We start from the raw sequence: 12,636 nt of genomic DNA on the forward strand, positions 1-12,636 counted from the left end.
GTCTGACGCGCTTCGCGCCCGATCACGGTGGTACTGACGCGCCGATTGATAACAAAGGCTGCGCGGAGCAGCGGCCGAAACACCTGCGCCTCGCGGATCAGCGCCACCATCTCGGCGCTGGCCCACAGGTCGTAGGGGCTGGGCTGCACCGGGATCAGCACGCGCTCGGCCGCCAGCAGCGCGGAGCGCGCCAGCGCCGCGATGCGCGGCGGGCCGTCGATGACGACGTGATCGGCCCGCCTGGCGAGTTCTGGCGCCTCTTGGTGCAGCGTTTCGCGTGCGAGGCCCACGGCGCTGAACAGCCGTGGCAAGCCTTGCTGGCTTCTGCGCTGCGTCCAGTCCAGCGATGAACCCTGCGGGTCGGCGTCCAACAGGACGACGTGCTGGCCGCGCATCGCCAGCTCGCCGGCGATGTGCGTGGCGAGCGTGGTCTTGCCCACGCCGCCTTTCTGGTTGAGCAGAGCGACGATCATGGCGCGGCCCTCCGTGTTGGAAAGCCTGGCTTTTGCTGCTGCGCTTGTGGCCGCGTGGTGGTTGTCCACCGCAGCGGCGTTTCTCTACTAAAAGTTAGAGAAATTAAGTTAGGGAAGTTAGAGAGCGCGCAAACCCAATGCTGGAGCGGGTTTGCGGCCGATCGGCACGCCTGATAGCACGATAGTCCCACGCCTGATAGCACGATACCCCGCACGCCTGATAGCACGACACCATCCACAGGCTTTCCCGGAGTTATCCCCGTGCCGTATGCGGCACGGGTCGGAACGTCAGCAGCTCCATGCCGCTGTCCGGCATCCGCTCGATGCCCAGGACGTAGCCGGGCAGCGACTGCCGCGCGACCAGCGCGCGCAGGTCGCAGGCGAAGTCGTAGGGCTTCGCAGTGCTGCCGGATTTCTGGTGCAGGTAGCGAAAGTCGAACTGCCAGCCGTATGCCTGCTTGCCGCCGTGCTTGCGCACCAGGCGGTACAGCCACCGCTCGATGCCGCCGGTCAGCCGGAAGTACGCCGGGTCGATGGTCAGCACCAAGGCGGTGTCGAGCACGCCCGCATAGAACCAGTCCGGCAGGATCAGCTCGATGCCCAGCGGCGTGCCGCGGGCATCGGCCAGTTCCTTCCATTCGTTGATCCACGAGAAACGGTGCAGGCGCCGCCCGGTCGTCTCGCGGATGGACGTGGCCACCGTAGTCGATTGCAGCCGGTCGAGCGCGGCCTTGAGGCGCTGGTAGTCGCGCAGCGACTTGCCGCGCCCGATGAAGCGCAGGATCTCGTAGGGCGTGGCGCGCATCAGCCGCGACGGCCGCAGGCCCGCGTCCTTCGCTTCCACGATCTGCGAGGCCGCCCATATCAGCACGTCCGCATCCCAGATTGTGGCGATGCCGTGCTCCTGCGTGCCTTCCACGCGGATCGTGACGTTGCCCGCACGGAAGTCGATGGGCTTGACCCGCTTGGACTTGCCGAGCGAGAAGAACGGATAGGCCATCAAGTCCTGGCTGTCGCGCGGCGCCATGTCGCCGGGCAAGGCGCGGAACAGGTCGAGCTGTTCGCGCTCCTGCAACGGCCGCTGCCGGGGCGGCAGCGCAGTGCTGGACATGGCGATGGCCTGCCGCGCGCCGCCGATCAGCGCGCACGACTGTCGGCCGAGTGGTGCTCGGCGTATTCGGGATCGGAAGTCGTCTCGAAACTGCGGTCGGCAGCCCAGGCATCGAGGTCGGCCACGGCGTACATGACGCGACGGCCGAACTTGCGAAAGCGCGGGCCGCCGCCGATCACGCGCTGCTTTTCCAGCGTGCGCGGCGACAGGCGCAGGTACTCGGCGGCTTCGTCGTTGGTGAGATAGCGTTGGGGCTGCGGGGCAGCGGTCGAGGCAGTGGCCGAAACTGTTGCAGAGGGCCGCAAGGGAGCGGGACGCATGGTGTGAACCTCCATCGGTTGAAAACGCCCGGCCACACAGCGCAACCGGATGGAGGCAGTCTCAGAAGACGCGGCCCTTCTGCTCAGGGTCGTTTTGCGTTGCCTTCGAAACGGCCCTTCTCAAGCGGCGGAAGCTGTGCTAGGCAGCGATAGCCGTTGCGCATCAACGCATCGCCGCGCCGCACCAGGCGGCGCACCTTGGAGCGCAGGCCTCCGTCGGCGTACCAATCGGCCACAGCATCCGCACCGAATAAGCCTTCGCCAACCTCGCGCAAGGACGCGCCCGCAAGGGTTGCGTCGAGCGCCTGCAAGGTGTGCAGCTCCAGCAATGCGGCGGGCGTTGGCCGGGAATTGACGATGAATAGGGCCGTGCCCAGCGAATGACTGCGCGCAGGCGCAACAGCACCGCCGCGATGGGCATAGGCGACGGCCATGCCGTCTTCCAGGCCGGGCGCCAGCGCGAAGCGCAAGCAATGGCCTGGGCTGCGAGCGATCAGCGCCAGCCCTTTGCCGTCGTGGAGCAGTTGCTTGTGGCCGGGAATGCGCCAGAACGCGAAAACCGTGGCATCGAGTGGCGGATCGGCATCGGGATAGAGCTGCACCACAGCGGCATGGCCGGGCAACCAGGCTGGATGCGCGTCACGCGCGTCCAGCGCCGGATTTTCCAGCAGGCGCAGGCCCCAGCGATGCGCCGCTTGCTGTGTGCTTTCCGGTCGGCGATGGTGGCGCAGCCAGTCAAGGCGGTAATCGGGATGACGGCGCAGGTACTCCCAAGCCAGCGCGAGCGCGTCCAGCCACAAGACGTACAGGTAGGCCGCAGTCGGATACCAATGCGCGACGTGATGAGGATCGACCATGACGCCTCCTCCTGTGAACAGGAATCGCCGCCGCGTCAGGACTACGTGCTACATCGCCATCGTCCGAACGTCATGGGTGAAAAAGTTGGATAGGCGTTGGCAAGACCGATCGACTCCGAAGCGCTGCGGTTTCCGTCTCAATGCTGCGGCGGCAGCGCCCCGATCGTGGGACGCCGTACAGGCCAGCCTGGCGCAGCAGGCGCAGGAGATCATGACTATTTGGATCAGACTGACTGGGGTATGCCGCAACAATGCCGATTGAGACCGTCCCGGCATGACGTCAGACTGAAAAAGTCACAGTAGGCGGCGTCCCGCCGGCCGTATTCAGTCCGGGATAGCTCCGTCATGCTCGGCCAGTCGGGTGTATTCCGCCAGCGTGCGCGTGGGCTGGAAATAGAGGTCGCGCATCACCGGCTGCTTGCGCGGCCCGACGATACAGGCCAGCTCGGACAGCTTGACGGTGCCTTGCGCCGGCATCCCGATCCCCAGGTCGATGAGACCCCAGGCGGTGTCGCCATCGGCGGGATCGAGCGCGGCCAATAGCCAGGTTATATGCGCGTCCGGCGTGAACAGTCGAACCACAGGCACCGGGTCGATGGTTTCGCCAGCGGCGCGGGCCTTGCCGTTGGCGAGCAGTTGCGCACGCTCCGAGTCGGTGGCAAGTGGCTGGGGCATGGTCGGAAATCCCACAAGTCCAATGATGCACGGATGCGGTTTCACGCCGAAGCGCAGAACCGCGAAACCGGATTTGCGCCTTCGTGCTCAAGCACGGATGCGCTTGCGTGGCTTTGCTGGAACCCGCCGATGCGGATTTCCGTAAAGTCACGAAACCGGAAAATAACATAAGATGAACACTATAGATTGTAGCTCTATAGAGCGCAATAAGCTGTCATCTTGGTTTTCGAAGGGAAACCATAGGTGGCGGCTCGGTACTCATTGGCGAAGGCGTTGAAGACGGTCAGAAAAGCGCGGGGCTTGAGCCAAGAAGCGTTTTCGGACGTGTCGAGCCGCACCTACATGAGCACCCTTGAGCGCGACCTTAAAAGCCCGACCTTGAACAAGCTGGCCGAGCTGTGCAAGGTCATGGAAGTGCATCCGCTCACGCTGCTGACGCTGGCCTATGCCGGGGACAGCACGAGCAAGGCCGAGGAGTTGTTGGCGCAGGTGCGCCGTGAACTTGAGGCGGTATTGAATTCAGATGGAGATTGAGAAGCGCAATGGCATATAGAAATGGAAACTACACCGCCTTTTATGTTGCAGAGCCATTCAATCCCAGCTCGCTGGGCGCCAATGCGACAAAAGATTTTCAGTATTATAATGTCCTGCGGATGTGGAAAGGCGCTGATGCGACGTTCCCCTTCGTCGATTCGCACGATAAAACATACAGTGTCCGTGATGGCAGCGATTGGGAATACACCCTGAAACCGAGACTTAGGGAACGCCTTCGGAACTCGAAGAACATCATCCTCATATTGAGTTCGATCACGACCAACTCCCGTGCCCTCCGAGAAGAAATCGACTACGGGATCAACGACCAGGGGCTACCCGTCATCGTCGTCTACCCTGAATATTCCACCAAGGAAAGCCTGCTTATCGGTGGATCATTGAAGCAGGCTGTCAAGAACCTGTGGGAAAATCTTCCGGTGCTCCGGGATTCGATGAGCAAAGTTCCTACGCTTCATGTTCCGATGGACAAGGCGCTCATTAAGAGTGCCTTGCAGGATGGTGGATTCATGGTTGGGAGTAAGAAGACCCCAGATATCTATAGGTACAACCCATAATCATTTGGCACGTCGGAGCAAACGGCCCACGTCATGGTGAAGGTCAACTTTTTTGACAAGCGGGTCATCAAGAAATTCCTTGAGGTCACCGCTGTCGTCAGCGGTACGCTGTCATTCGTGGTTATTTTTGTTGACGTCCCTGCCGAGTGGAAGCTGAAGGCTGGATTGGCTTTCTTGGCAATACTGGCACTCACCTACTTGGCGATATGGCTCTGGTCGAACAACCTAAACAGTATCGACATCAATGTCGAGGGCAGCGATGTCGCGATCAAGACTGGCGATATTTTCCAGCAGCCTGGATTGAAGGCAATCGCCTTCAATGAATATTTCGATACGCAGGTGGACAACAAGATAATTGGGGAGACTTCCCTCAACGGCGTTTTCATCCAGAAGCATCTCGGCGTCCCGCTCTCCGAGCTAGACCGTCACATCGAGGAATACGCTTTTGATAACAGCGAAGTCCTGGATGAAAACGAGGCCAGGAAACAGGGGAAGAAGAAAAGGTATCAGATTGGCACAATCTGCCTATACAAAGACTACCTCCTGACCGCGTTCTCCAAGTTCGACGAGAACAACAAGGCGCTGCTGACAATGCCGGAGTACCTTGAGTTTCTCATCAATTTCTGGGACAAGGTAAACAACATCTACGCCCAGCAAAGCGTATCTACCACGATCTTCGGTTCGGGAATAACGCGGATCAAGGGACACAAAAACATCTCCGACGAGGATCTCCTGAAGATAATGCTGTGGACGTTCAGAATCAGCGAAATGCGATTCAAGTACCCCGCGAAGCTGACCATCGTGATTCACGAAGACAAGATTGACCAGATCAATCTTCTCGATATTAAATCCGCCAGGAACGGCGTGTAATCTCCAATAGGAGTTCGGGGCGAACCTGCTGCTCATGGGTGCTGTCTGGGCAGGTACTGCATCAGCAGCACAGCGCCCCGCCGCGTGGGCGGGACGCTGCGGCGGTCACGCCGCCTGGGGCTTGCTGCGCGACCAGATCAGATCGTGCGTGCCGCCCTCGCCTTCGATCAGGCGGGCATAGACCGTGGCCGGGAACGAAGGATCGTCGAGGGTCACGGAGATGTACTCCCGCCCGGCCTCGCTGGTCTTCTTCCACGCCGCGCCGATGTCGTGGCCGGCGGCCTGCAGGCGGAAGTCCGGGGCCTTCTCGTTGTCCCCCTTGTCGTTGGGCACCAGCTTGACCTTGACGTTGAGCGTCAGGGTGCGAAGCGTGCCGGTGAAGCCGTCTTTGTCGGTGGTGAAGGTGCCGATGTTGGCCATGATGGATCTCCTTTCGGTTGAACAAGGTTCGCGCCCATCGCGTCCTTGTTGTGATCCGGCCGGCGGGGGACGGGCGGGCTGCACCGCTTGCGGCCGCAACGCTGTGGAGGGCCGGGAGGCGAAAAGAATTTGTCCCGCGAGGAATCTGCGCAGCAGAGGGGAAATTGTTTTCGCCGGACGGTTGCAGCCACGAAGCCCGAGGCGCAGCCGCGCCACCGCCAGGATTCACAACGAGACAAGGATGCTTTGGGCCGAACCGCTCCGAAAGGAGATAGGGCCGGCTCGACATCCCCGCACGAATGCTTCTCCGGCTCGCACATTGACGCGGGCCAGGTCATTCCCCCAACGACAAGCGAGAACGCCCCTGCCGCACCTTGCGGCGCCGGTTTTGAGGCGTGGCGTGGAAGCTCCATAGCGATGCCGGGCGGGTTGTCCGTGAACCGTCCTTCGTGACGTGATGGGCAGGAACCGCCAGCGTCGAGGACGGTACGCATCCGCACAACCTGCCGGAGAAAGCGCCAGCGTGTTCACCAGCACCCCGTCCCCTCGCCGCGGGGCGCTGGTCGGGCCGATCCAGCGCAGCCGGTTCGGCCGCATCGAGGGGCGCCAAGCTGTGCGCGGCGGGGATAGCCCGCAGGGCTTTCCCCTGGAGGCAAGTAGAGCGCGCAGCGCCGCAGGCGCGAAGGCGTGAGGGATTGGAGCCGAATGGCCGTGACGACAAAGACGGCACGGGGCGCAGCCCGCAAAGCCCGGCGGTGCAAGGCACCGACACGCCCAGGAGCGTCGCAGCATCATTCTGCCATATGCGCAACAAATATATTTGGCGCACAAAACATCATTTTCATGCAAAAATATCGACCATCATGCACAACATAGCCAACTGAGGTGAATCATGACCTTCCGAGCAGATGAAGCAGCACGCGCCGGGTACGAGGAAGTGGAGAAGTACCTTGTCCCCCGTCCCCGGGACGCCGATGAGGCCCAGCGGGCGCGAAGCAGGAGGGCGCTAGAGGACATAGCTGACGGGCTGGGGCCAGTCGTTGACCGATACCCTTCGTGGCATCCGCTGGTGCGCAATCACGATAGCCGCCATCCCGTCACCGTCCCCAGCGATCGTTGCGGCTACAAGGGGCTGGATCACACGAGGTTCTTCGTCAACGGATTCATCACCTGCCCGTATGGTGATGGCCAAGAGGTTTTAGATTCCGTTCTGGCACTTCCCCGCCACCACGCGGCCTACATCACGGCGGAAAAGCTGGATGTGCAGTTCTACAACCCGCAGACGACGCCCATTCTGGTCAAGTGTCATTGGGAAGAACTTTTCCCAGACCACATGATTCCGCTGTCTGTCGCTGTCCCCCTGCTTCTGGAGAAGGAAGTCCCCTGCTGGACGTGGTCGCAAGTCGCCGAGACCTGGGAGTCGATGCGCTCGTATTTCCTGGGTGCGCCTCACGGTGCCCGGTCATCGCTGTTCGTAAGCCAGGAAACTGGACAAGGCATCAAAAAGGTCTGGGAGACGCTGATCTACACAGGGATGTTTGGCCCGATCAAGGTGTGATGGACGCAACGAGGCATCTCAAGTGATACGCCAACGCCGCCTGCGCATAAGCGTAGGCAGCGGCGTTCTCGTTCGGCTGTTGGCCTTGAACACCGGGCGCGGCCACTGCCGCGCCCGGATTTTTGCGCCCACCGCGCCCAGGACGGAGCGGCCTGGGCGCGGTGCTGATCGCGGCTATTCCTTCGTCTCGATGATCCACCACACGGCCCGCGCCAAGGCGCAGCCCGTGACGGGGTGAATGTCGGTGAGGTCGGCGTATGCCGTCCAGCCCGAGGGCGGACGATAGCCGCACACGTCGCCTTCGCCGTGCCAGCGGCGGGCGCGTACCGTGCCGGGGGCGTAGATCGCCGCCATGCGCGGGCGGCTGGTGGTGGTGTGGGTGGCGGTTCTCCTTCTAGCGAAGCGCCTCGGTCGGGGCCGGGGCGCTTCCCTTCGGCGCGGGTCAAGCGGCCAGCGCCTCGGCGGGTTCATCCGCCATTGCTTCTGCATCCTCCGGGGCGTCCTGCTCCGGGCCTTCTTCCTGCGCGCCTTGCTGCGTTGCCTGCTGCGGACCTGCGACCTTGAAGATGGCGGGCATCCACCCCGTGCCATCCGCCAGCCGTTCGGCTTCGCTGGCAATGTCGGCCTTCTTGAGCTTCGCCAGCCGGTTGACCTGCTCGGGCGCGTACTCGCCCACGGCATCCAGAATCACGGCCTTGGAAACGTGCTTGAAGTAGCCTTCTGCGGTTGGCTTCCACCATGCGGCCATATCGAGGCCCACGGCCTGCGCCAGTTCCTCGCCGCGTTGGTGCGTCGTGGCGCGGGGCGTCACCACGTCCACCGTTGCGGCAACGCATACCGCCAGCAGGCGTACCAGCTCGTCTTGCGGCTTCGCCAGCAGCACGGCGAACAGTTCGGCGCTGTCCTCCGGCAAGCCTTCACCGGCCACCTGTTGCAGTTCGCGCAGCGCCACGGCGGCAAGCGATTGCGGCCAGTCCGGGGCCATGCCTTCCAGTCGGTCTTGCACCGTGAGGCGCACGCCCAGCGGCAGATTGTGGCCGTAATGGCTCCCCTGCAAGACAGTCTGCACCATGCCATGCACCACGGCAGCCAGCGCCGCTTGCGGATGCCGGGCCACTTCGATTTGCAGCGCGGCGGTGCGATGGGCGCTCAACCGTTGCGCCAGCCGGTCGGACATGGCTGCGGTCTTGGGCTGACTGTCGTCGTCTCCGTCCTCGCCTTCGTCATCGTTATCGGCATCCTCGCCGCCGGAACCTTGCCGCAGCCGTTCCAGCGTGCGCAATGCCTTGGCCTCAGCCTCGCGCATCAGGCCGCGATGAATGACGGCCTCGCCATTACGGTCGATGGTGACGATGGCACCGGCTGCAGCCTTCACGTTCGAGCCGTAGCCTTGCAAACTATCTTCCAGCGCCTGCAACTGCTCGCCCAGGGCTTCGCCTTCCTCCTGCAAGGCGTCGGCCTTATCCTCGTCGTCGGCATCCATCGCCGCATCCACGGCTTCACCGATGGCCCGCATCTTCTCCTGCAGCCGCTCGATGCGCTGCGCCTCGCGCTTGGACGGCTCGCGCCGTTCCCTCGGTGCGCGCTGGAAGACGTGCAGGTCGGCATGGGTCACGCCCGGCGTGGCATCCACCCAGGCCCAGCCCTCGGCCTTCACCTCGGCGGCAATGCCCGCCAGCCGGTCTTGTGCCAGCTTGTCCAGCAGCGCGGAATCGATCAGATACACGCCCGCGTCACCTTCCGCGAACAGGTCACGGCGCACGCCACCGCCTGCGGCTTCGTAGGTATCCAGTCCCACGAATCGCACCAGCGGGTGCCGGTTCGCGTCAATCTCGCGCTCGGTGAGGCGTTCGCGCAAGTTGGACGGGTGCCGCTGCCAAGTCGGCGCATCGTAGAACGCGCTTTCCTGCGCGGCGTGGTCGTCGGTGATGGCAAGGGCCATCAATTGATCGAGTGTGACGGCATCGGCGCGATAGTCGGCCATCAGGCGCGGCGAGACGTTCGCCAGCTTCAAGCGGCGCTGCACCACCAGCGGCGTCACGCTGAAATCCGCCGCAATGTCCTCGATGGGCCGACCTTCGGCCACCAGCGCGGCGAACGCCTCGAACTGGTCTGCCGCGTGCATGGCTTCGCGCTGCACGTTCTCGGTGAGGCTGGCGGTACGGGCGGTGCCATCGGCTACCAGCAGGCAAGGCACCTCCCAATCTTTGGCGATGCGGTGCTTCTTTGCCAGTAGCTTGAGGGCTGCGAAGCGACGGCCACCTGCCACGACTTCGTAATGCTCGCCATCGGCGGCGGCGATTACGATCAGGTTTTGCAGCAAGCCCACGCGCTGAATGGACGCGGTCAGTTCGGGGATGGACATGCGCGGGGTCTTGCGCACGTTGCGCCCCGTGGGGCGCAGCACCAGCCGCGACAGGGGAACCAGAATCAGGTTCTTGCTCGGGTCGGCGGCTTCCAGCGGAATAGCGGCGGCGGTGTTGATGGCGCGGGCTTCGGTTTGGGTAATGGCGTTCATGGTGTATCTCCAATCGAATGAAACAAGGAATGGAGGGGAAACCGCCCCTCCGGCGGGGGACGGATCAGGCTTTGAGGGCGCGCATGCCATCGGCCAGCAGCCACAGGGCGCGGTTCAGACGGATGTTTTGGTCAATGCCCTGCACCGGGCGCGTGCTCTGCCTGCGGCCATTCGCGGCGCGGCCATGCAATCCGCCCTTGGTCAAGTTTTCCTGCGTGCGGTTGAACACGCTCCACAGGTCGGGGCGACGGTCGTCGAACCGGCGCGGCATCAGGATTTGCGATTCGGTGATGGGCGCAGGCTTGTCCGGGTCGTCGTACTTGAGGGACAGCGCGGCGCGGGCGAACACTTCGGATTCGCCATCGTCCAGCGTGATGCCGCGCATCAGGTCGCGCGATGCCTTCACCTGCTCGAAGCCGCCCAACACTTGATAAGCGCCTTCGATGACGTGTCCGGCCACGTCGCCTTTGTGGGGCACGCGCACATCGGCCACGGTGTCGCCGCAGACAAGGCCATTGCTGCAAACGAAACGGAACATCCCGGCCAGCATCTGATAGCTGCTCGTCCCGTCATGGGAATTCAGGAGGACGATTTCATTGGCTTCCGCGCCGTTGATCTGGCTGGCGTGGCGCAGGCGCAGCATGTGTTTCGTGTGCTCGCGCTTGCCTTCATCGCGCACGCGGGTCTGCGTCACCATGAAAGGCTGGAAGCCTTCTTTGCGCAGTTCGGTCAGCACGGCGGCGGTGGGGATGTAGCTGTACCGCTCGGAACGGCTCTCATGTGGGGCGTCCGCGAAGATGGACGGGGCCACGCGGCGGATTTGGTCATCGGACAGCGGGGAGTCGCTGCGCAGCGACGGGGAGCGGGAAGCGAAACGGGATGCGAGTTGCATGATCTTTCTCCTGACAAAAAAGGGGGTTGCTGTTCACACCGCACACCGGATTCCAAGATTCGGAGCCCAGCCTTTCGGCTGTTCGGTGCGGTCGGCACGAAGAACCCGGTTGGCCTCGTTGCCACCGTCTTTCCTGAGTTCATCGCCCGCGACGGTCAGGAGCGCGCGGACGGGGGCCGTCAAGGAAACAAGCGCAGGGTGGGTGCGGCCCGCAGGCGCAGCCGAGGACACGGCCCTGCGCGCCTTGACGGCACATGGCCGCGGGCTACAGTCGCGAGCAAGGTGATGGAGTCAGGGGAGACGGCTGAACAGGCAACGGCCATCCTGTGCGCCGACCGCATGGCAAGCGAAGCGCGCAGGCCCGGATCTGGAAGCCGGGCCGGAGACGTCAGCCGAGCGGAGCGAGGGAACGATGGAAGCCCGACATGGGGCGAGACGCCGCAGGTGGCTCGATGCGCAGCACGACAGCGCGACCGGCCATGTTTCTTGGCCGGGGACGCCCAGACTGCAATCCTCAACGAACACCACGCCCAGGACGGCCCTCATGCGCAAAGCATCGAGGAGCGGCCTCTGCTGCTGGAACTGCGATTGGTATATGGCCGATCCGGCGCATCCGGTTCGGCGGTCTTTGAGGGGCGCCAAGCCTGCGCGGCGGGGATAGGCCGCAGGGCTTTCCCCTGGAGGCAAGCGAAGCGCGGAGCGCCCCGTCAGGGGCGCGAAGGCTTCAGGCCGAGTCGTCAGGACGCAGGGTGGATTCCGAAACCGGCATCCACGGCGAGCACGAGTTCAGCAGATAGCGCGCGCCGCGCGCGTACAGCCCCGAAGGTTCGGCAGGTCGGTAGAACCCGGTGACACGGAGCCGGAACTGCAAGCCGGCATCGTTCGTGTAAATCACCGCGTCGCCGATCTTGAAGCGCAAAGGCTGGCCGTTCTCCGGCGCGAATGGCTTGAGTTCATCGTGCTGCGCTGTGATTTCAATGATGTAGTCGTGATGGCTGCTCATGGCATTGATTTCCTGTAACGGTTGAGAAAGTGCAAGGAGCGCCTTGCGGCGCTCCAAGGGCCGGGTCAAACGACGACCCGCCCAGCCAGGCGCGCATCGCGCGCATAGGCGCTCAAGCGCTTCTCGGCGCCGAACGACAGGTCACGCTCAATCGGCAGGCCCAGCCCACCGCGCACAGTCGCCAACTCGCCCAGGCTGACCCAGCCAAGTTCCTGCATCCCCAAGCCCAGGTCGCATAAGCCGAAGGCGTGATCGTGGTCGTCGGGATCAATCTCGGTCAGCAGCCAGGTCGCGCCGGCGTCCGGCGTGAAGAGCTTGACTACGGGCTCCGGATCGAAGTCCGGGTTTTGCAAGGATTCGCGGCCATTGGCCAGCAGCATCACGCGCTGCTCATCGGTGATGAGTGCGTTGTTCATGGTGAACTCCTGAAGATTGCCGGGCGGAATTGCCCGTCACCTCCGGGTCACGGCGCAGCGCAAGCGGTCAGGGGTCGAAGACGGCCGGAGGCCGCCAGCGTGCTTGCACGCGCAGCCCTTGACGGCGAGAACGCCGTGGCACGATGAAGGGAACAGCAAGACCGCCCCACCCCACCACCCACGCAGACCTGCCTTCGGCAAGTGCGCAGCACGCGCAGGCCCGCGAGGGCCGGAGTTGCACCGCTGGGCGGAGCAAAAAAAGGGGGCCGAAGCCCCCGTGGTCAGAGCAGGCTGCGCATTCCACTGATGGCGGACAGTGATTCCATTTCCATCGCGGACAGCGTTCCAGGCGATGGCGGACACGTTGCGCGGGTGTCCTGAGTGACGCTCGAATCGTAGCCGAAGTGTCCGCCATCA

The 12,636-nt window shown here is 63.4% G+C and carries 15 protein-coding genes; 4 read left to right on the plus strand and 11 right to left on the minus strand.

Translation table 11 applies throughout. The features are described 5' to 3' along the window. From parA to WBB14_RS04100, 5 genes are all read right to left on the minus strand, one after another. On the minus strand, positions 1–473 hold a 473-nt coding region (parA, locus tag WBB14_RS04080; protein WP_424238146.1), incomplete at its 3' end, for a ParA family partition ATPase. A gap of 253 nt (positions 474–726) precedes the next feature. Beyond that, on the minus strand, positions 727–1,584 hold the full coding sequence (locus WBB14_RS04085) for a replication initiator protein A (protein WP_424238686.1): 858 nt from the start codon (positions 1,582–1,584) through the stop codon (positions 727–729). A gap of 26 nt (positions 1,585–1,610) precedes the next feature. Then, positions 1,611–1,904 carry a helix-turn-helix transcriptional regulator gene (locus WBB14_RS04090; RefSeq protein ID WP_424238687.1) on the minus strand — a complete coding sequence of 98 codons (294 nt, stop codon included), beginning with the start codon at positions 1,902–1,904 and terminating at the stop codon, positions 1,611–1,613. A gap of 83 nt (positions 1,905–1,987) precedes the next feature. Then, entirely contained in the window at positions 1,988–2,761 is a 774-nt protein-coding gene (locus WBB14_RS04095; protein ID WP_004355986.1) for a DUF2285 domain-containing protein, read from the minus strand. 324 nt (positions 2,762–3,085) lie between these two features. Then, positions 3,086–3,436, minus strand: coding sequence for a DUF2958 domain-containing protein (locus WBB14_RS04100; RefSeq protein ID WP_004355984.1), 351 nt, complete (start codon positions 3,434–3,436; stop codon positions 3,086–3,088). Between the two features lie 243 nt (positions 3,437–3,679). Here WBB14_RS04100 and WBB14_RS04105 point away from each other — a divergent pair, with 243 nt between their 5' ends. From WBB14_RS04105 to WBB14_RS04115, 3 genes are read left to right on the plus strand one after another with little or no spacing between them, the layout of a single operon-like run. Next, positions 3,680–3,970 (plus strand): helix-turn-helix domain-containing protein, encoded by a 291-nt coding sequence (locus WBB14_RS04105; RefSeq protein WP_004355982.1) that lies wholly within the window; start codon positions 3,680–3,682, stop codon positions 3,968–3,970. 8 nt (positions 3,971–3,978) lie between these two features. Continuing rightward, entirely contained in the window at positions 3,979–4,542 is a 564-nt protein-coding gene (locus tag WBB14_RS04110) for a TIR domain-containing protein (protein WP_004355979.1), read from the plus strand. Positions 4,543–4,575: 33 nt separating this feature from the next. Next, on the plus strand, positions 4,576–5,412 hold the full coding sequence (locus WBB14_RS04115; RefSeq protein ID WP_004355978.1) for a macro domain-containing protein: 837 nt from the start codon (positions 4,576–4,578) through the stop codon (positions 5,410–5,412). A gap of 105 nt (positions 5,413–5,517) precedes the next feature. Here the strand turns inward: WBB14_RS04115 and WBB14_RS04120 are convergent, their stop codons facing one another. Beyond that, on the minus strand, positions 5,518–5,832 hold the full coding sequence (locus tag WBB14_RS04120; protein WP_004355976.1) for a DUF736 domain-containing protein: 315 nt from the start codon (positions 5,830–5,832) through the stop codon (positions 5,518–5,520). Positions 5,833–6,724: 892 nt separating this feature from the next. Here WBB14_RS04120 and WBB14_RS04125 point away from each other — a divergent pair. Then, a complete protein-coding gene (locus tag WBB14_RS04125) occupies positions 6,725–7,390 on the plus strand; it encodes a hypothetical protein (RefSeq protein WP_004355974.1) in 666 nt (221 codons plus the stop codon). Positions 7,391–7,564: 174 nt separating this feature from the next. Here WBB14_RS04125 and WBB14_RS04130 read toward each other — a convergent pair whose 3' ends face one another. From WBB14_RS04130 to WBB14_RS04150, 5 genes are all read right to left on the minus strand, one after another. Continuing rightward, positions 7,565–7,744: a hypothetical protein gene (locus WBB14_RS04130; RefSeq protein ID WP_004355972.1), complete on the minus strand. Its 180-nt coding sequence runs from the start codon at positions 7,742–7,744 to the stop codon at positions 7,565–7,567. Positions 7,745–7,832: 88 nt separating this feature from the next. Continuing rightward, on the minus strand, positions 7,833–9,908 hold the full coding sequence (locus tag WBB14_RS04135; protein ID WP_028838246.1) for a ParB/RepB/Spo0J family partition protein: 2,076 nt from the start codon (positions 9,906–9,908) through the stop codon (positions 7,833–7,835). Between the two features lie 64 nt (positions 9,909–9,972). Continuing rightward, a complete protein-coding gene (locus tag WBB14_RS04140) occupies positions 9,973–10,800 on the minus strand; it encodes a DUF932 domain-containing protein (protein WP_028838247.1) in 828 nt (275 codons plus the stop codon). Between the two features lie 724 nt (positions 10,801–11,524). Continuing rightward, positions 11,525–11,803 (minus strand): hypothetical protein, encoded by a 279-nt coding sequence (locus tag WBB14_RS04145; RefSeq protein ID WP_424238688.1) that lies wholly within the window; start codon positions 11,801–11,803, stop codon positions 11,525–11,527. A gap of 65 nt (positions 11,804–11,868) precedes the next feature. Next, a complete protein-coding gene (locus WBB14_RS04150; RefSeq protein WP_028838249.1) occupies positions 11,869–12,219 on the minus strand; it encodes a DUF2958 domain-containing protein in 351 nt (116 codons plus the stop codon). Positions 12,220–12,636: the final 417 nt, after the last annotated feature.

The sequence above is a fragment of the Achromobacter sp. genome, assembly GCF_049647645.1.
GTDB lineage: Bacteria > Pseudomonadota > Gammaproteobacteria > Burkholderiales > Burkholderiaceae_B > Achromobacter.